21 protein-coding genes and 1 other RNA gene are annotated in these 18,627 nt (G+C 62.2%); 9 read left to right on the plus strand and 13 right to left on the minus strand.

Features of this window, described 5'->3' with window-relative positions:
* Positions 1-19: 19 nt before the first annotated feature.
* The 8 genes from ATC00_RS08170 to ATC00_RS08205 all read right to left on the minus strand — a co-directional run bounded on the left by ATC00_RS08170 (position 20) and on the right by ATC00_RS08205 (position 7,048).
* Complete coding sequence (locus ATC00_RS08170) at positions 20-724, minus strand: GntR family transcriptional regulator (protein ID WP_037387279.1); 705 nt, start codon at positions 722-724, stop codon at positions 20-22.
* A 225-nt stretch (positions 725-949) separates the two neighbouring features.
* A complete protein-coding gene (locus ATC00_RS08175) occupies positions 950-1,699 on the minus strand; it encodes an aspartate/glutamate racemase family protein (protein WP_064252482.1) in 750 nt (249 codons plus the stop codon).
* A gap of 11 nt (positions 1,700-1,710) precedes the next feature.
* Entirely contained in the window at positions 1,711-2,433 is a 723-nt protein-coding gene (locus ATC00_RS08180) for an ABC transporter ATP-binding protein (protein WP_064252483.1), read from the minus strand.
* A gap of 3 nt (positions 2,434-2,436) precedes the next feature.
* Positions 2,437-3,216, minus strand: coding sequence for an ABC transporter ATP-binding protein (locus ATC00_RS08185; RefSeq protein ID WP_064252484.1), 780 nt, complete (start codon positions 3,214-3,216; stop codon positions 2,437-2,439).
* A gap of 2 nt (positions 3,217-3,218) precedes the next feature.
* Complete coding sequence (locus ATC00_RS08190; protein WP_052035567.1) at positions 3,219-4,205, minus strand: branched-chain amino acid ABC transporter permease; 987 nt, start codon at positions 4,203-4,205, stop codon at positions 3,219-3,221.
* A gap of 4 nt (positions 4,206-4,209) precedes the next feature.
* The gene (locus ATC00_RS08195) at positions 4,210-5,076 is read right to left on the minus strand and encodes a branched-chain amino acid ABC transporter permease (RefSeq protein ID WP_037386881.1); all 867 of its coding nucleotides are present in this window, start codon (positions 5,074-5,076) and stop codon (positions 4,210-4,212) included.
* A 99-nt stretch (positions 5,077-5,175) separates the two neighbouring features.
* Positions 5,176-6,375, minus strand: a complete 1,200-nt coding sequence (locus tag ATC00_RS08200) for an ABC transporter substrate-binding protein (RefSeq protein WP_064252485.1) — start codon at positions 6,373-6,375, stop codon at positions 5,176-5,178.
* A gap of 238 nt (positions 6,376-6,613) precedes the next feature.
* Positions 6,614-7,048, minus strand: a complete 435-nt coding sequence (locus ATC00_RS08205) for a DUF1772 domain-containing protein (protein WP_064252486.1) — start codon at positions 7,046-7,048, stop codon at positions 6,614-6,616.
* Between the two features lie 471 nt (positions 7,049-7,519).
* On the opposite strand from ATC00_RS08205, the gene ATC00_RS08210 reads away from it, so the two are divergent.
* Both ATC00_RS08210 and ATC00_RS08215 read left to right on the plus strand, forming a co-directional pair.
* Positions 7,520-8,926, plus strand: a complete 1,407-nt coding sequence (locus ATC00_RS08210; protein WP_064252487.1) for an FAD-binding oxidoreductase — start codon at positions 7,520-7,522, stop codon at positions 8,924-8,926.
* A gap of 64 nt (positions 8,927-8,990) precedes the next feature.
* Positions 8,991-12,734: an AsmA family protein gene (locus ATC00_RS08215; protein WP_064252488.1), complete on the plus strand. Its 3,744-nt coding sequence runs from the start codon at positions 8,991-8,993 to the stop codon at positions 12,732-12,734.
* 29 nt (positions 12,735-12,763) lie between these two features.
* Here ATC00_RS08215 and ATC00_RS08220 read toward each other — a convergent pair whose 3' ends face one another.
* The 4 genes from ATC00_RS08220 to ssrA all read right to left on the minus strand — a co-directional run bounded on the left by ATC00_RS08220 (position 12,764) and on the right by ssrA (position 14,392).
* The gene (locus ATC00_RS08220) at positions 12,764-12,994 is read right to left on the minus strand and encodes a ribbon-helix-helix domain-containing protein (RefSeq protein ID WP_037386867.1); all 231 of its coding nucleotides are present in this window, start codon (positions 12,992-12,994) and stop codon (positions 12,764-12,766) included.
* A 93-nt stretch (positions 12,995-13,087) separates the two neighbouring features.
* Positions 13,088-13,309, minus strand: a complete 222-nt coding sequence (locus ATC00_RS08225) for a DUF4169 family protein (protein ID WP_037386865.1) — start codon at positions 13,307-13,309, stop codon at positions 13,088-13,090.
* Positions 13,310-13,324: 15 nt separating this feature from the next.
* Positions 13,325-13,834, minus strand: coding sequence for an SspB family protein (locus ATC00_RS08230; protein WP_037386862.1), 510 nt, complete (start codon positions 13,832-13,834; stop codon positions 13,325-13,327).
* A 200-nt stretch (positions 13,835-14,034) separates the two neighbouring features.
* Positions 14,035-14,392: a transfer-messenger RNA gene (ssrA, locus tag ATC00_RS08235) on the minus strand.
* 128 nt (positions 14,393-14,520) lie between these two features.
* Between ssrA and ATC00_RS08240 the strand changes: the two genes are divergently transcribed.
* The 4 genes from ATC00_RS08240 to ATC00_RS08255 all read left to right on the plus strand — a co-directional run bounded on the left by ATC00_RS08240 (position 14,521) and on the right by ATC00_RS08255 (position 15,835).
* Positions 14,521-14,829 carry a DUF2853 family protein gene (locus tag ATC00_RS08240; protein WP_037386859.1) on the plus strand — a complete coding sequence of 103 codons (309 nt, stop codon included), beginning with the start codon at positions 14,521-14,523 and terminating at the stop codon, positions 14,827-14,829.
* A gap of 258 nt (positions 14,830-15,087) precedes the next feature.
* Positions 15,088-15,294, plus strand: coding sequence for a hypothetical protein (locus ATC00_RS08245; RefSeq protein WP_037386856.1), 207 nt, complete (start codon positions 15,088-15,090; stop codon positions 15,292-15,294).
* Positions 15,295-15,313: 19 nt separating this feature from the next.
* A complete protein-coding gene (locus tag ATC00_RS08250; protein WP_064252489.1) occupies positions 15,314-15,556 on the plus strand; it encodes a hypothetical protein in 243 nt (80 codons plus the stop codon).
* Between the two features lie 60 nt (positions 15,557-15,616).
* Positions 15,617-15,835 carry a hypothetical protein gene (locus ATC00_RS08255; RefSeq protein ID WP_037386852.1) on the plus strand — a complete coding sequence of 73 codons (219 nt, stop codon included), beginning with the start codon at positions 15,617-15,619 and terminating at the stop codon, positions 15,833-15,835.
* 11 nt (positions 15,836-15,846) lie between these two features.
* Here ATC00_RS08255 and ATC00_RS08260 read toward each other — a convergent pair whose 3' ends face one another.
* Complete coding sequence (locus ATC00_RS08260) at positions 15,847-16,269, minus strand: gamma-glutamylcyclotransferase family protein (RefSeq protein ID WP_064252490.1); 423 nt, start codon at positions 16,267-16,269, stop codon at positions 15,847-15,849.
* Between the two features lie 178 nt (positions 16,270-16,447).
* On the opposite strand from ATC00_RS08260, the gene ATC00_RS08265 reads away from it, so the two are divergent.
* The 3 genes from ATC00_RS08265 to ATC00_RS08275 all read left to right on the plus strand — a co-directional run bounded on the left by ATC00_RS08265 (position 16,448) and on the right by ATC00_RS08275 (position 18,512).
* Entirely contained in the window at positions 16,448-17,242 is a 795-nt protein-coding gene (locus tag ATC00_RS08265) for a thymidylate synthase (RefSeq protein WP_064252491.1), read from the plus strand.
* A gap of 132 nt (positions 17,243-17,374) precedes the next feature.
* Complete coding sequence (locus ATC00_RS08270; RefSeq protein ID WP_037386843.1) at positions 17,375-17,980, plus strand: glutathione S-transferase; 606 nt, start codon at positions 17,375-17,377, stop codon at positions 17,978-17,980.
* Positions 17,973-18,512 carry a dihydrofolate reductase gene (locus ATC00_RS08275; protein WP_037386840.1) on the plus strand — a complete coding sequence of 180 codons (540 nt, stop codon included), beginning with the start codon at positions 17,973-17,975 and terminating at the stop codon, positions 18,510-18,512. The genes ATC00_RS08270 and ATC00_RS08275 overlap by 8 nt, the downstream gene beginning before the upstream one ends.
* Positions 18,513-18,627: the final 115 nt, after the last annotated feature.

Raw genomic sequence — 18,627 nt, forward strand, 5'->3', positions numbered from 1 at the left:
GGGGGGCGGTCTCGGAGCCTCAGCGGAGGATGTCGGCGAGATGTTCCGGTTTCCGGCCGGTGCGGTTGAGTTCGAGGCCGGACAGCAGATCGCGTAGATGGTCCTTCATCAGTTGCGCGGCCCTATCTGAATCACGTGCCTCGATGGCGTCGACCAGCGCATGATGTGCGTGGCTCTCGCAGGTTGTATCCCGGCGCTTCCAATAAAGCGCGATGATCAGTGAGGAGTGCGACACAAGATCGCGCACCAAGCCGGTCAGCACGGCTTGATCGGCGATCTCGGCAACGCCGACATGGAACATGGCGGACAGCATGATGGCATCGCTGTCGCGGCCGGCGTCCAGCGCCTCGTGCTCTCTTTCGAGATGGCCACGCAGCAAAGTCACGTCCTCGGCCCTTGCGACCTGTGCGGCGAGTGCGGCTACGCGGGGCTCGATCAAGGCGCGAGCCTCGAATACTTCGCGTGCTTCCTTTGGCGAAGGTTGCGCGACGAACGCACCCCTATTTGGCTCCAGCCGCACCAGCCAGTCATGGGCAAGGGCCTGAAGTGCGGCGCGGATGACGGTTCGGCTTACCGAATAGATCGAGGCGAGTTCATCCTCCGGCAGTTTCGTGCCAGGCGTCAACCGATGGCTGACGATTGCATCCCTCAGACCATGATAGATTGGTGACCAGCGCGCCGCCGGTTTCTTGCGATCTTTTTCGGGCCTGAGGGTCGTCAACATCTTCATCGTCTCTGGCGAGCTTGCGTCACGCGGTGCGCGCTGACCAATACGTCCGCGCTTCGACTCGAAGCTCATGAATTCTCATAGGGCGTGCTCGTCGGTCAATGCAACCAATCGGACAGCCTCGGACGACGTCGCGCTATGGAGCGGCGGTCGAGTTCCTGCCTGCTGCGTGATTCCTCACATCATGCAGCAATTCAAACTGCTACAGCGACCTTTGCGCGTCTAACTAGACGCGCGGCGTTGTAGTGGCGGAGACCACGGCGCATAATGCCCCGAAAATCGTTTCGCGCGCGGTTCGGCGTACCCGCCGATCTTCGACGTCCTGAGACCAAGCGCCGAAACAGTTTCCGCGAGCCGGACCGCGCAGGCGACGCCGTCGAGCACCGGCACACCGTGCTCGGTCGAGAGAGCGTGAGCGAGATCCGCCATCCCCGCGCAACCAAGCACGACTGCCTCGGCCTTGTCCTCGGCGACGGCACGCGCAATTTCGGCGGAAATCTTGTGGCGCGCGTCCGAGCCCGGTAGCTCGAGATCGAGCACCGCCACATCCGAGGCGCGGACCTTGGCGCAGCGAGACGAGAGACCGTATTTCAGCAGATTGTGTTCGATTGCCGGCACCGAACGGGCAAGCGTGGTGACGACGCTGAACTTGCCGGCAATGAGGGTGGCGAGGTGGAAGGCCGCTTCGCCGATGCCGATGACGGGTGCTTCGGTGGCGCAGCGTGCCGCATCGAGTCCCGTGTCGTCGAAACAGGCGATCACATAGGCATCCATCGTACCTGCCTTTGCCATTTCCGCGATAATGCCTGGCACCGAGAAGACCTCGTCGAAATAGCCCTCGATGCTCGGCGGGCCGTCCTTGGGATTGACAGCAACGACCTCCGTTGCCGGCGACGCCGCAGCTTGTGCCGCCTTGCCAATCTTGTCGGTCATCGACGTGGTCGTATTGGGGTTTATCACGAGTATCCGCATGATTGAGCTGCCTAGAATTCACCGCCGAGATAGAGATGCTTGACCCGTTCATCGGTTAACAATTCAGGGGAATTGCCGCTGAGCGCGACCTTGCCGGTCGTCAGTGCATAGGCGCGCTGCGAGATCCTCAGCGCCATGCGCGAGTTCTGCTCGACCAGCAGCACACTGACCTTTTCGTCGCGATTGATCGCCACGATCGAGCGGGCAATGTCCTGCACCAGCTTCGGAGCGACACCGAGCGACGGCTCGTCGAGCAGGAGGAGACGCGGCCGTGCCATTAGCGCTCGGCCGATGACCAGCATCTGCTGCTCGCCGCCGCTCATCGTGCCGGCCTGCTGCGAATATCGCTCCTTGAGACGCGGGAAACGCGTCAGCACCATATCGATGCTCCGCTGGATCTCGCCCTTGTCGCTGCGGGTGAAGGCGCCCATCAGCAAATTGTCGCGCACGGTCATGAAAGGAAAGACACGGCGCGCCTCGGGCACCATCGAGATGCCCATCCGGACGATCTCGTCCGGCGCGATACCGTCGATGCGCTTCCCGTTGTAGCGGACCTCGCCCTTGCGGATTTTCCGCAAGCCGGTGATGGCGCGCAGGATTGACGACTTGCCTGCGCCATTGGCTCCGATCAGCGCGACGGTCTCGCCCTCATGAATCTCAAGGGTGACGCCTTTCAACGCATAGACGTGGTCGTAGTAGAGTTCGACGTCATCGAATTTGAGCAGCGGCTCCATGGGCTACATTCCGATCGATTCGTCTTCGGCACCGAGATAAGCCTCGATGACCTTGGGGTTCTGCTGGATTTCCGCCGGCGTGCCCTCGGCGATCTTCTGGCCGAAGTTGAGCACGACGATACGGTCGGAGATGTTCATGACCGCCGGCATGTCGTGCTCGACGAGGAGCACAGTGACGCCGCGTTCGCGCAGCTTGCGAACGATTTCGACAGCGCGGCGGGTCTCGTCGTGGTTCATGCCGGCGAAGGGTTCGTCGAGCAGGATGATGGCGGGGTCGGTGGCAAGCGCGATCGCAATGCCGAGTGCACGTAGATGACCGTGCGGCAGGGTGCTGGCAATCTCGCTGCGCATCGCGTTCAGTCCGAGAAACCCTAGAATTTCATCCGCCGAGGTGCCGAAGGCCTCGAGATCACGCCGCGCCGCAGCACTCCCGAAGTAGAAACCGGCAAGGCTGGCGCGCGAACGCAGATGATGGGCGGTCACGACATTGTCGCGCACTGTCATGTCCTTGAAGATCGTCGTTTCCTGGAATGTCCGCACGACGCCCTTCCGGGCCGTGATGTGCGGCGCGAGACCGGAGATGCGCTCGCGATTGAAGCGAACTTCGCCGTGCGTCGGCCGGAGGAAGGACGAGATCAGCTTGAACAGTGTCGACTTGCCGGCGCCGTTCGGTCCGATCACCGAGAGAATCTCGCGCTCACGGACGGTGAAGGATACGTCGTTAACCGCGACGAGGCCGCCGAAACGTTTGGTAAGCCCGATAACTTCCAGGACGTCCGACATCGCTAAAGGCTCCTCTTGCGCGGGACTGCCAGGCTGAGAAGGCCATTGGGGAGCACCAGCATTAGGACGATCAGCACTGTGGAGAAGATCAGGAGCTGGAACTCGCCGGTCTGGAACAGCAGATCCCAGCCGAAATAGAGCACGAACGTACCGAGCATCGGCCCGAGCACGTAGCCGAGCCCGCCGAGGAAGCAGTTCAGCATGAAATTGACCGAATCGGCGACGGTGAAGCTCGACGGATAGATCGACTGGGAGATCGAGGCGAACATCGCTCCGCCGACGCCGCCGAGGAAGGAGGAAAGCGCATAGGCGATGACGCGGAGATAGGCGATGTTGACGCCGATCGACGAAGCGAGTTCCTCGTTCTGCTGCAGTGACTGGCAGAGCTGTCCGATACGCGAATGAGCGAGCCGGTAGAGGCCGAGGAAGCAGAGCGCCATCAAAAGCACCGCAACGATATAGAAAGCCAGTCGGGGATTGGCCAGTGTGGCAAAATCCGGAACGAGTGTTAGGCCGAAAAGACTAATGCCGGTCGGCAGCGGGATGCTGACGATGCCACTGGCGCCATTGGTAATCGGCAAAGCAAGCGCGAGAAGGCGGGCTACCTCGGTCAATACCAGCGACACCATGGCGAAATAGACGCCGCGCAGCCGCAGGATGGGGAGGCCGATCAGCACGCTGGCGACGGCGCAGAAGAGACCGGCCAATGGCAGCGTCAGCCAGAAGGACATGCCGTAATTCATCACCAGGATGGCGGAGACATAGCCGCCCATCAGCGCATAGGCGCCCTGGCCGATGTTGATGCGGCCGATAAAGAAGGTGATCCACACGCCCGCGCTGATGATGCTGAGCAGCGCCACTGATGTCAGCGTGTAATAGAGGTCGCTTCGTCCGGTGGCGTTGATCAGTAGCGGCACTGCGACAAGCAGGACGAGCAGGAAAAGGACTGCTGAGGCGATCTTGAGGGTGGGAGCTGAAGTCTTGCGCATGAGATCAACCCCACGGTTTTCCCATCAGCCCGTGCGGGCGGATGCTTAGGAAGATCATCAGCAGGGCAAAGATGACGAGGTAGGTGATGTCGCCATATTCGCGCAGCACGGTCAGGCCTACCGATTCCATCATGCCAAGGATGAAGCCGCCCGCAATCGCGCCGCCGACCACTCCGGCGCCGCCGATCATCACCATAAGGAAGGCTTTGATAGAGATCGGCCCGCCTATACCTGAATTCACTCCGGTGATGCTGACCAGCAATCCGCCGACGACACCGGCAAGCATCGCGCCCATTGCGAAGCCGATCATCGAATAGCGCTCGACCTTGACGCCCATCAGCTGGGCGGCGACGCGGTCCTGCGCCAGCGCCCGCATGGCGCGGCCGGGCTTGCTGTACTGCATGAAGAGCATGAAGGCGGCGATCATCAGGATGGCGATCACGCCGACGACAATGCGGTCGTAGGGCAGGATTACCCTGTCGGAGACGAAGACGCCGCTGATGATCTTCGGCACGCCTCGCTGCTTCTCGCCGAACAGGAGCAGCATGACGGCATCAAGAAAGAATGCCGTCGCCGCGGCCAGCAGCATCGTGCTCTCCTCGCGCTTGCTGCGGCGGACCACCGGTCGGAAGAGGAACTTTTCCATGAGTGCGCCGATGATCGCCAGCGTCACGCCCGAGCAGATCAGCGCCACAACGAATGGCAGCTTGAGCTGGCCATAGATCGTGTAGGTCACGAAGCCGCCCAGCACATACATCTGCCCGTGCGCGAAATTGAGCACGTTCATCAGGGCGAAGATCAGCGTCAGCCCCAACGCGATCAGCGCATACTGGGCGCCGAGATAGAGTCCGTTGGCAATTACCTGTTCCATGGCGGCGAATTCGGCCCCCTGTCGAGCTTGGCGGTGCGAAGCGCTTGTGAGTTTGCCAGGGCGCGCGAAACGCGCCCTCGGCCTCTCGGTTTGCGAGCGTCAGTCCACTTCGCCGACGAACAGGGTCTGGAATTCGCCGTCCTTGAACTCGGTCACGACCATCGGAACCGAGAGTTGGCGTTTCTGGCCGAAGGACGTCGCACCGACATATTTCAGCGTGCTGTCCTTGGCGTAGGGATTGGGCGCCGAGAAGGTGTCCATGGTCTTCTTGAACTCTTCGACGTCGTCGATCGCCTTGGGGTTCGCCTTCAGCGTCTCGATAATGTACTCGAGCGCGTAGACCTTGGTGTTCGACTCGTCATTGTACTCGCCGAACTTCTTGGTGTAGCGTTCGATGAACTCCTCCATCACCGGCGTGCGGATTTCCGGCGTCGAGGCGCCGCCGACGGAAATGAAGCCATTGGCAAGTTCACCGGCGCCCTCTTGCAGGACGGTGGCGTCCTGCGCAGTTTCCGCCGAGATCAGGCCCTCGTAACCGAGTTCGCGGGCCGCGCGGATCAGGAGCGGCGCATTTGCCGGCGCGACACCCGAGAGCACGAGGAGGTCCGGCTTCAGTTGCACGATCGGTGTCAGCACGGGCGTGAAGTCGCGGGTGTCGTTCTGGTAGGTGTCTTTCTCCGCGACCACCTCAAGCCCGAGTTCCTTGGCCGCGGCAACGCCGCTGTCGCGCTGGCTGAGCGGATCGGATTCGTTGGCCGCGATAAAGGCAACCTTCTTCACGTCCTTGTTTTCCTTGAGATATTTGTAGATGGCCGGTCCCGACTGATAGTTGGCGACCATTCCGAGCACGGCATTCGAAGCTGGAGGCGTATAGAGGGCTTTCGGGAAGGCATAGGGGAAATAGATGATCCCCTTGGATTCCGCCACAGGGCGGACGGCGGCAGCGCCGTCATCTACATTCGGTCCGACCACGTAGTGGATACCTTCCTGGGCCATTTTTTCCATGCCGGCTATGGCCCGCTTCGGGTCCTTCTGGTCATCGAAGGTGACGATGTTGATGTTGTAGGTATCCTCGCCGATCTTCACGCCACCCGTTTCGTTGAGCCAGTCGGCCCGGGTCTGCATCGAGCGGACGTTCGATGTGCCCCAAGCTGCGGCGGGACCGCTCGTCACACCGACGAAACCGATCTTGAGCTCCTTGTTCTCGGCCTGCGCGGAAACGGTTCCTCCCGCTGCGATGGCCAGCAACGAAACGGCGCCGAGCGCCAGCGATTTCAATGTCGAGCGTCTGTTGATCATCTCACTCCCCATCTTTTGCATCCGGCGCGATGTGGCTGCGGATGTGCTAGGGAAAGCCTAAAGTACATTATTGTCAACATTGCTATGCTATTTTGTATACAAACCCGAGATGTCACAGGCATGCAGAACCGGGCAACGGTTTGCGCTATTGTGCGAAATGAGGAAGGTGTCTCGGCCGGGTTGCAGCCGTAATCGTCAGTCCCGATGGGCGTTCGTTCGGAAGCGGAAGTCGTCTAGGTCAGATGCGGTCGGCGGCCGCAGCAAGATAGATCGCTGCCGCAACGGCGCCAAGCGCGCTGCGCCCGGCATGGAGCTTGCCCCAGCGCATGATGAGCTCGCGAGTCTCCTCGCTTGCCTGATCCGGCGGCGTCGTCTCGAGGCGATTGTTGATCGGCATGATCAGCATCAGCGTATAGGGCCAGTTCAGGATGATGACGGCGGCGCCGAGGCCCCAGAGGGGGTTGCCGCTCTGCCACCAGGCGGCGGCGCCGAGAAGGCTGGATACGATCGCCAGTGAGGCCTGCATCTCGAAGCCGCGGCGATAGGCCGGGCCCCACTCTGCCAGTGCGGCGCGGTGGTCGAGGCGAAGTCGGGCCGGCTGTTCCGCAATGTTGATGTAAATGGCGGCGCCGAAGAAGACGGATGCCGTAATCAAAGCGAGCAGGCCGAACATCAGACGCTCTCCCGTTTTTAGACATGATACCCGAAGGGCTCGCAAACAAAAGCTGCATTATAGGCGGATGGCCGTCCTCCTTGCCCGCCTTGCGACAGGGAGGCGGAGGTTTGTGACAAGCCGGTATCAGCGGCGGTGATTTGACGTGCGTGCGCCGCAAGGGATCGCGTAACTTCTGGACAAACCGATTCCGATTTGCACAGTAGCGCCTTGAAATGAAAGCGCTTCGCCATCGACGCGTCGGCACTTGCCTCCGGGAGGTCGATCGAGCGAGCTTGGCGGGCAAAACGGTCGCCAAAGGCTTGGCCGTCGCGATCTATCCCTCTATGCAAGGGACTGGCCGCGGCTTCAGCAGTTGGTGACCATATAATTCCTTAATTCGGCATCGAATTGAGGATAGATTTGTGCGGGCGTTTAAAAACGTTGCGGCGGCTGCCCTTTCGGCATGTACGTCGCAGGAAGGAAGATGTCGTGGCGTTGAAGGCGATCAGGGCGGGGTCGAGGAACGAAAGCGGCATCGCCGCAGTCAAGACGCTCCTCGGCGGACGGTTCGGTGATCGGTTTCAGACGGGAGAGGCCATCCGGTCCCAGCACGCCAACACGACGACCTACATCCCGGCACAGCTTCCGGACGCGGTCGTCTTTCCCGAAAATGCATCCGATGTTCGCGAGATCGTCGAGATCGCCTCGGCGCATTGCGTGCCGCTCATTGCCTTCGGCGCCGGCTCTTCACTCGAGGGCCATGTGAATGCGCCGCATGGCGGCATATCGGTCGACATGATGCGGATGAACCGCATCCTTGCCGTCAATGCCGAGGACCTCGACTGCGCGGTTGAGCCGGGCGTGACGCGCGAGGAATTGAACACCTATCTGCGCGATACTGGCCTCTTCTTCCCGATCGACCCGGGCGCGAATGCCTCGATCGGTGGCATGACCTCGACGCGGGCGTCCGGCACCAATGCGGTGCGCTACGGCACGATGAGAGAGAACGTGCTTGCCGTCACCGCGGTCGTCGCCGGGGGACGAGAGGTCAGAACCGCACACCGGGCCCGCAAGTCCTCGGCCGGCTATGATCTGACGCGGCTCTTCGTCGGGGCCGAAGGGACCCTCGGCATCCTCACCTCGATCACCCTGCGCCTGCAGGGCATCCCGGAGGTGATATCGGGCGGCGTCTGCCCGTTCTCGACGATTGCCGACGCCTGCAACGCTGTCATCCTGACAATTCAGTCCGGCATTCCCGTCGCCCGCATCGAACTCCTCGACGCCGTGCAGATGCGGGCCTGCAACGCCTATTCCGGCCTGGACTACGCGGAAATGCCGACGCTCTTCGTCGAATTTCACGGCAGCACCGAGAGCGTCGAGCTGCAATCGCGCCAGTTCGCCGAAATAGCGTCGGAATTTGGTTCTACAGGATTTGTCTGGACCACCAACCCGGAAGAGCGGGCGCGCCTGTGGAGGGCGCGGCACAATGCCTACTGGGCGCAGAAGAGCCTGAAGCCCGGCGCCGCCATCCTGGCGACCGATGTCTGCGTACCGATTTCGCGGCTTGCCGACTGCGTCGCGGCGACACATGAGGATATCGCCGCGCATGGGCTGATCGCCCCGATCGTCGGCCACGCGGGCGACGGCAATTTCCACGTCGGTGTGCTGTTCGACGACAAGGACCCCGCCGACGTGGCGCGGGTCGAGGCTTTCGTCGAACGGCTGAATAGCCGTGCACTGTCGATGGATGGTACTTGTACGGGAGAGCATGGCATCGGTCAGGGCAAGATGCCGTTCCTCGAAGCGGAGCTCGGCGGAACGATCGATCTGATGCGGCAGATCAAACGTTCGCTCGATCCGGACAACATCTTCAACCCGGGCAAGATCTTCACGTGATCCTGGCGGATCGGATGAAGCTAGCAAAGTGGGGTGCGAACGGAACAGATGGGAATGTGACACGGTGCTGGCGCGAATTTTCGTAATTTTTGGCGGCCTGTTGGTTGTCGCGCTGTTCGCGACGCTGATCGCACCGTTGTTCATAAACTGGACCGATTTCCGCACCGATTTCGAGCGTGAGGCGAGCCGGATCATGGGCAAGCCGGTCGTCGTGCACGGCAGCGTCGATGCGCGGCTCATCCCCTTCCCGACGGTGACGCTCAACGATGTGCGCGTCGGGGCTGAAGGCGGCGGGGAGCCGTTGATTCAGGTCGCACAGTTCTCGATGAGCGCCGAGCTCGCACCCTTCTTAAGCGGTGAGGCGCTGATCTTCGACATGCGCCTCGACCGGCCGCGGGCAAAACTGCGGCTGCAGCCGGACGGGACGCTCGATTGGGCGCGCGGCCCGCGCGCGGCGATCCCGGCGAACACCGTCGTCCTGGAAAACGTCGAGATCGTGGACGGCGAGATCGAGTTCGTCGACGAGCAGACCGGGCGTACGCGCCGAGTGAGCGATCTTTCCGCCGACGTGTCGGCCCGTTCGCTGGCCGGTCCCTGGAAGGTCGAGGGCCGTGCCGCGCTCGATGGCGAAGCGGGCAGCTTCTCCTTCGTGAGCAATGCGGTGGACGAGGAAGGAGCTCTCAGCCTTCGCGCGCGGCTGACGCCGGACGAGCGCCCCTTCGGCGTCGAGCTCGACGGCGAGCTCAAGGTCGTCGATTTCAGGCCGGTCTATGCGGGCCGGTTCACGCTGACGGAAAATCGTCCGTCCGACGAGGGAAGGACCGGACGGGCGCTGCGCATAAATGGCCAGTTCCAGCTCACCAATGAGAGCATCCGCGTGCCGGAATATCACTTCGAGGTCGGCCCGCCGGACGATCCCTATGTCGTCACCGGCGAGGCAACCCTCGATACCGGCAAGGATCAGAAGTTCCTGTTGATCGCCGACGGGCAGCAGATCGACGTCAGTCGGATCGGCAATTCCGGCCGGGGCGGCAAGACCGGTCGCGACCCGGCAGTTTCCCTGCGGCAGCGGGTGGAAACGATGATGGCGATCGCGGCGGATATTCCCATTCCGCAGGTGCCGGGCCGCGCGAGCCTGAAACTTCCGGCGATCGTCATCGGCGATACCACCGTGCGCGACATACGTCTCGATGTCAGACCTGACGGCGCGGGCTGGATCGTCGACAACGCGGTGGCGCTGTTGCCCGGCCGCACGCAGCTCGAAGCCAAGGGGCGGCTGAACCTCAAGGGGCAGCGCGCCTTTCGCGGCGACATCGTCGTCGCCTCCAATCAACCGTCGGGGCTCGCCAATTGGCTGGCCGGCTCGGTCGATCCCGCCATTCGCAAGCTGAAGACGGCGGGTTTTGCCGCGACCGTCAACCTGACCGACACGCTGCAGCAATTCGAAAAGCTCGAAGTGGCGGCCGGTCCAGCGACGCTCAAGGGGAGGCTGGAGCGCCAGTCCTTTGCCGAGCAGCAGCCGACGCTGTCGCTGCAGCTCAAGGGTAACCGCATCGACCTCGACGCGCTGCAGGCGCTGGCCGGCCTCGTTGCCGGAGATGCCTCGACCGCAACCCTGCTCAACCACGCCATCGCTGCCGAACTATCCGCCGAGACGTTCTCCGCCTTCGGCGAGGAGGCGCGCGACGTGCAGGCCGTCCTGACGCTCAAGAATGGCCAGCTGCAGGCCGAGCGGGTGGCAATCGGCAACCTTTCCGGCGCCCAGCTCGCCTTTTCCGGCCGCGTGAGCGGCGGTTTCGAGAAGCCGGTGATTTCGGCGAAGATGAAGCTTGCCGCCGAAGAGCTGACGCCGTTCCTGGAGCTGGTCGGGCGGCACACGATCACCCACCCGGCCCTGGCTCGGCTGATCAAGGCCGGCCCCTATTATTCCGGCGCTGCCCTCGACATGACCTTGACGGCGGGTAGCAAGGAGGGCAACGCGCCCTTCACCTTTGGCGTGATCGGCACCGCCAATGGCGGCAAGATCGCCGCCAGCTATCAGGCGCCGGACGTTGCCCAAGCCCTTGCCGGAAAAGGCATATTGCTGGAGGCGACGCTCGAGAATCCGCAGACCCCCGTTCTCCTCGGCCAGGCCGGGCTCGATCCGCTGCCGTTCGATGCGGACGCCAACGGTATCCTCGCGGTCAAGCTGCAGAGCACGGAAGGTTTTGAGGCGAACGGCTCGCTGACCTTCACGACCGAGAAGACGCAGATTGCCGCCAAGGGTACGGTCGACCTTTCGCGGGATCACTATCTCGAGGGACAGGGCAAGCTGACGCTGCAGACGGAGGATTTCGAGCCCTATCTGTTGCTGCAGGGCATTGCCTTGCCGCAGATGGGCAGCGGGCTGCCCGTGAAGCTGACCGCGGACATCGCCGCCGACCCTGAGAAGATCGCGCTTTCAGCCATCGAAGGCAGCGCCGACCGGAACGGTTTCGCCGGTAGTCTGACGATCGACCGCAAGGCGCGCGGCACGGCGCGAGGCGAACTGGTGCTCGATACGCTCGATCTAGCCTGGCTCGGCGAAGGTATCCTCGGACAGGTCCACGACGCATCGGCCGGTGGATTGTCGGTGGCGCCCCTGGCGCAGCCCGCCTGGACGGGCCTCGACGTCGCTCTCGACCTCACAGCAAAGCGCTTTTGGCCGGGCCTCTATGGGGAGATTACCGGATTCAGCGGCAAGCTCGAATGGAAGGGAAACGAACTTGCCTTGACCGAGGCGGCGGGCGACTGGTTGGGAGGCAAGCTCGCGGGACGGCTGCAAGTCGGCAACGCAAACGGCTCCGGCTTCCTGCGTTCGCGATTCGACCTGACGGGCGGCGACCTGGCTGCAGCCGGATGGGCGCGGCAGAGCGGACCCGTCGCGACCGGCCGCTTCGACCTTTCCGTTGCGATGGAGGCGTCCGGTGCGACGCCGAAGGCAATGGCAAGTTCGGTCAGCGGTTCGGGAACGGCGACGTTCAATGGCGTGACGCTCAACGGCATCAACACGGCGGCGCTGCCGCAACTGATGGCGGCGGCCGATGCAATGAAAACCGAGATTTCGCCGAACGCGGTGCGCAAAGCCGCTGAAGAGGTGCTCTTCAGCGGCCAATCGGTCGTCGGTGCCGTCAAGGTGCCTTTCAGCATCGCCGGCGGAACCGTCAGGGCGCAAAACGTGGCGGCCGCGGACGGCAATGCGTCGTTCTCCGGTGAAGTCTCCTTCGATCTTCCGGCCGAACGGATGAGCGGTGCGGTCGATCTCACCTTCCGGCCGGGCGAAGAGGCGCTTGCCGGCGCTGAGCCGCGCGTGCGTTTCGGCTATGCGGGACTGCTTGCGTCGCCCGGCGTCAGCGTGGACGTTACCGACCTTGCCAATTTCCTGTCGCTTCGCGCTTACGAAAAAGAGCGCCGGCGGGTGGAAACGCTGCAGGCGAATGTTCTAGAAAAACAGCGCCTGCGCCGAGAAGTGGCGCTTTACAGGGCCCGGGCGGCCGAGCGCGAGATCCAGCGGCGGCGAGCGATCATCGAGGAACGCACCCGCCAGGCGGCGGCGGTCGAAGCGGCGCGGATGAAGGCCGAGGCGATGGCGCGGGCAGCGGAAGCGCGCCGGGCGGCCGAAGAGGAGCGCCAGCGCTTGCGCCAACTTCCGCGGCCGCCGGCGCAGCCTCAAGGCGCTCCGGTGCAGGACGTTCAGCGGAATGCGCCGCCCCCTGCCGGTGAGAACGCCGGCCCGCCGGCGGGGCCGGGGCTGAATTTCGACATGCTGCCCGACATCACCGTGCGGTAGATCGAAGTCAGGAAATTGAGGTAGGGCGCTCAAAGAGTCTCCGTGGACTTCGCCAGGGCCTTGATCCAGGCAAGCACGTATAGCCGCAGCGCCGAAGAGAGGTTTCCCTCCGGGTCGCGCCCGTCGTCGATCTCCGCGATCAGCCGCGCGAGCGGCATGCCGCGGCTCTTGGCGATCGACTTCAGTTCCTGCCAGAAGGGCTCCTCAAGCGTGAAACTGGTGCGGTGTCCATGCAGCGTCGCCGAATGCTTGGCGATCATTCCTGGCCTCACAAGTCGATTCAACGGGTTGGCAATCCGATTCCCGAATCGTTTCCAAGTCCTTGTGGGGGAATCGTTTTTTTGAAGGGCGGCTCAGGCCTCGTCCCTATCGGCAATGGGCCGACCTGGCGCTGCCAGCCCTTCCAGTCGGCCCTGGTCAAGCGTCTTCGACGCCTTTTCGTTCAGGGCCGTCGTGAGGGACTTTTCCGTTTTCGTTCGGCCGAAGGACATCCGATTCTGCTCAGCCTGCTTCTCCCGCTCGACGCGAGCCTGACGCTTGCGGAACTGACGCAGGTTGACGACGTCGCCGCTCATGCCACGCTCCGGCGGTCAGTTTTTCTTGCGGAAGGAATCGAGCGAGACGACCGAACCGCCGCCGCCCTTCGGGCCGTCGCCCGCCGGGCTCTTCTGCTCAGCCTCATCGGCTTCGTTGACCGGATAAGCGGTGATCTCTGCCGAGTCCGACTCGTCGTCCTCGCCGGCCGCGACATCGAACTCGAGCTCGAAATTCACCGACGGATCGTAGAAACCGCGAACAGCATTGAAGGGGATGACCAGCTTCTCCGGCGTATCGGAGAAGGAGAGGCCGATTTCAAATCCGGTCTCGGAAACCTTCAGGTCCCAGAATTGATGTTGGACGACGATCGTCATCTGTTCCGGGTACTTCGCCTTGAGATGTTGCGAGATGCGTACGCCGGGAGCCCCCGTCAGGAAAGTAATGAAGAAATGGTGGTCACCGGGGAGATGGCCGGTAGCGGCAACTTCGGCCAGCACCTTGCGGATGACGCCGCGGAGCGCGTCCTGCGCCAGAATATCGTAGCGGATGTGGTCCTGGCCCATATGATCCCCGTCTTTCTTCAAACTCACTTTACCGCATGATGGCTCGGATCGAAATCGCGTTTCATACAGCAATTCAATGCCCTATTCGGGCCTGTCGGCGTCAGGCCGTTTGTCACCGGCCATGTCTCGTCTCATTGCCCGTCCAAATCGGACGAGTCAATTAACAAGGCATCTATAGCCGATTTCAGCACGGGGGAGAAGGTGAAGGCTTCTGTTGCCAGGTGCCTTCGGACCCCGCCTTACGGTGCTACCCGGAAGGACTTGATTTGAAGTGCCGCACCGCCGTTAGGCAGCGAGACGTGCTTCAGCATAGTTGTCGTTTGCAACTATAAGTTTAGCCCGATAACGGTGGTACAATGCCGAGCAAAAAGTCGATCTTTACGCCCTTGTCGATCCTATTTCGCCCCCATCAAAAACCGGTCCAGCCGACCGGTTTTTGGTGGAGGCGCCGGGTACCGCCCCCGGGTCCAATGGGTTTATTGCATCGCCCGTTTATTGCCATAGCCGCCCGAAGACGGCTCTTGTCATATAGGTCTTTCCGGAGGCCAAGAAAAGGGGTGGAGAAAGGAAATCAGACGGATGAGGCTCGCGTCTTGACATGCGCGAAAAGCGTGAAAAACTTTCTCTGCTGCACGCGGATCGCGAACAGGGCAGCGTCAGCCAACACTCGTCAGATGGAGGGAAGCATGACCGACTATCTCGCAGACGTGCAGAAATACGACAGCGGTGCCGATGAGGCCGTCGTGAACAAGATCGTGCGTCACCTCGGCATCGCCCTTCGAAATCGCGATTCGGCGCTGGTCTCGACCTCCGATCCCGACGAACTGGAGCGGGTCAGGGAGAGGTGGTGCGAGAAGAAGCTCGGCGTCGGCGGGTCGGAGGCACATGCGGCGATTGCTGCGGCTGCAAAGGCCATGGCCGAGGATCGTTCCAAGTCACGCGTGACCTTCTACTACCTCGTCGCGAAGGAACTCGGCAAACTGCAGACGCTCTGATCGGAAGAGGCGAGGGGATGGGCGGATCCGTCACCGTACCCTTACCTCGGGTGCCGACGCTGTCGGTTCTCCACGCCCATCCATGTTCATCCTTGCCCAGGCATCGTCGTCGCCGCTCTCGTCGAGACGTCGAACCGGCTCGGCCTGTAATCGTCCCCCAATTCTCGGAACATTCGCTGCCGGGCCCGGTTAAGGGAGAGATAAGGCCGGCGATGCCCGCTGGCGCGGCAAGATCGGCAGGAAGGGAAGGGCACCCCGATGACAACCTCAAAACATCCGAAAACACAACGGCCGAGCGACAAGGACCTCAAGCAGGATCCCGGAATCGGTCAGTCCAAGGGCATCCGTGGAGCGTCGGATTACGAAAGCCTGAAGCGAGACAACACGAGCGAAGGCGATGTGGCGAACGACCCGACGCCGCAGGGGGGCGCCAATCCGGGCCATCGCGGCCGAACCAACAAATGAGCCATCAGGAGATCCGATCATGGTCGGCAGGAAGACGCACGAACACCAGCAACGCATAATTCAGGGCCGCGAGAACACATCGAATGCCGGCAAGGATTTCGATGCCGAAGCGGAACTCAAGCGCTCAGATGCTCTGCGCAAGGCCGAGCAGAAGGGGCAGAAGCTCGATACGGCGCATGCGGATGCGCGTGAGGAGAACGATCGCAGCATTCTGAGAGGCGAGAATCAGGAAAGCCGGCATCACAAGGACACCGGGCGGTAGTCCGCTTCATTTCGGCGATTCCAGAGCCTTGTGAAAGCTGAGCGGCAAAAGGAGATGGCCATGGCCAACGCCAGTCGTAAGAACATCGGAAAGCCAGACAAGGGAAAGGGCTCCGGCAGCGGTGCCCGTACCACGATGAAAGAAGGAATGGTCGGCGAGAGCGACGTATTGTCCAACCGCGACAAGGCGCAACACTCCCAGGCGAGGGGCCTTGACCAGAACGCGACGAAGACAGAGCAATACCAGGACCACGCCGGAAACCGGCGACCTGCGAAATAGAGGTTAGCGCACTACATTTCCCGTCGCCATGGCGGCACGAAGCGCCGGTCTTCATAGGATCGCAGATATCCGGTGTGGACGGGCACGGCCAGAAACCTAGCCTTGAAGTAGGCGAAAGCCCTGCAGCTGCGGCCGTGCCGCCTCGGCACGACGCGTATACGTCTCCGAAAATTGCCGGGCTTGCCGATCGACTCCATGCGGTCGAGTCGTTCGAGCGTGACGGGATCGACCTCATAGAGTTCCCCGCTGACACGCAAGCCGCTGCCGGGTTCATGGAACATCATCGGAGCGAACCATGGTCCGGCGACAAGCATCGGATAGTTCCTGGCGGTGCGATAAGGCCCGAGATAGGCCGCATGCGCCAGGCCGCGCCGATGCAGCGGGAAGCCTTTCTTCAAGGTGCCGAAAACGAAAACGAACTGAGGTCTCTCCATCAAGCCAAGGCTCCGATGCGGTGGCCCCTCCAACGTGCAGGGTCACCGGCTGTTCCGGCTCCGCGCGTGCGGCCCGCGATAGAAACGCCAAATCGCGGGAAAACGTCGCCGCGGCATTGGTTCCGCAGTGGCTTCATCCTATTTTCAAGACACTAACGAATCGGCGGTGCTAAGGACCATGCGGCAGTATCTAGAGCTTCTCGACCATGTGATGAGCAACGGAACCGACCGCGGCGACCGGACGGGCACCGGCACGCGCTCCGTCTTCGGCTATCAGATGCGCTTCGATCTCTCGGAAGGCTTTCCGGTGCTGACCACCAAGAAGCTGCATCTGCGTTCGATCATTCACGAGCTCCTGTGGTTCCTGATGGGCGAGACGAATATCGCCTATCTCAAGGAAAACGGCGTCAGCATCTGGGACGAATGGGCCGACAAAAGGGGAGAGCTTGGCCCCGTCTATGGCTACCAGTGGCGGTCCTGGCCGACGCCGGCCGGCGGCCACGTCGACCAGATCGCCGGGCTGATCGAGGGCTTGAAGACCAATCCGAATTCCCGCCGGCACATCGTCTCGGCCTGGAACCCGGCGCTGGTCGACGAGATGGCGCTGCCGCCGTGCCATTGCCTTTTCCAGTTCTACGTCTCGGACGGCAAGCTCTCCTGCCAACTCTATCAACGGTCCGCCGATATCTTCCTGGGCGTGCCATTCAACATCGCTTCCTATGCGCTGCTGACGATGATGGTGGCGCAGGTGACCGGGCTGAAGCCGGGTGACTTCGTCCACACCCTCGGCGACGCGCATATCTATCACAACCACTTCGAGCAGGCGCGGCTGCAACTGACGCGGACGCCGAAGGCGATGCCGAAGATGGAGATCAATCCGGCGGTGAAGGACATTTTTTCCTTCAAGTTCGAGGACTTTACGCTCGTCGGCTACGAAGCCGATTCACATATAAAGGCGCCCGTCGCGGTCTGATCGCGAAGTCCAGGCAGAGGCATGCGGGGATGGGTCTGCCAATCCCTCTTATATGTTCTGCAAATGGCGAAGTGTCGGCCGGCCGGTTGCTCCGGTGATGTTTAGAAAAGCCGGCGGGAACGGGAGGTTCTGATGCTGACATTGATCCATGCACCCTTGTCGCGCTCGTCGCGGATCATCTGGCTGCTCGAGGAGCTCGGCGCCGAATACGAGATTCGCTACGTCAATATTCGCCGCTGGGATGGGTCCGGCGGCCCGGATGAAAACAATCCGCATCCGCACAAGCAAGTGCCGGCCCTGCTGCACGACGGAACGCTCGTCTGGGAATCGGCCGCTGTCGTGCAATATCTGACCGATCACTATCCCGACTGCAGCCTCGGGCGGCCGCCCGGTAACCCGGATCGCGGTGCCTATCTCTCCTGGCTCGCCTATTATGCCGGCGTGATCGAGCCGACGGCGCTTGCCCATATCTCCGGCGTGACGGTCAGCAACCCGATGCTGGCGCGCCTCTACACCGAGATGTCCGCGCATGTCATCGATGTCTTGACGCGCCAGCCCTATCTCATCGGCGACCGGATGAGCGCGGCCGACCTCCTGCTCGCAAGCGCCCTCCAATGGATGCGCAAGATCCTGCCGGAAAGCGACGTCATCGACCGTTACATCCACGTCGTGACCGACCGTCCGGCGCTGCTGCGCGCCCGCGAAATCGACAGCAAACCGAGTGGTTTCCATGACTGACAGAAGACCGGAGCCGAAAATCGTCATCGTCGTCGCGGTTGCGACCAACGGCGTGATCGGGCGCGAGGGCGACCTGCCGTGGCGGCTTTCGACGGACCTAAAGCGATTCAAGACGCTGACGATCGGCAAGCCGGTTATCATGGGGCGAAAGACCTGGGCATCGCTCGGCCGTCCGCTGCCAAGCCGGCCGAACATCGTCATCAGCCGCGACCCGAACTTTGCGGCCGCCGGAGCCGAGGTTGCGTCTTCGCTCCCTGCGGCGCTCGAAAAGGCCCGAGCGCATGCGGCGGAGCTCGGCGCCGAGGAAATCTGCATCATCGGCGGCGGGGAGATCTACCGGCAGTCGATCGACCTTGCCGACGTGCTGCACGTGACCGAGGTCAAAGCTGAAGTGGAGGGCGACACGCGCTTTCCGCCGATCGATCCCCAATCCTTCGAAAAGGTTTTCGAGGAAGATCTGCCGCGCGGTGAGAAGGACAGTCATGCGATGCATTTTGTCACGTGGCGCCGCCGCGAAACGCTGCCAAAATAGTCGAAGCCGATCGGCGGCGAATGCCCGCTTCGTTCCTTTCCGATCGCGTCGAGAAGCCGTCAACTATTTTTAGCACTTTACGGTGAACTCGCCCGTATCGCGTTGAAAGCAATGC

The sequence above is a fragment of the Sinorhizobium americanum genome, from assembly GCF_001651855.1.
Lineage (GTDB): Bacteria > Pseudomonadota > Alphaproteobacteria > Rhizobiales > Rhizobiaceae > Sinorhizobium > Sinorhizobium americanum.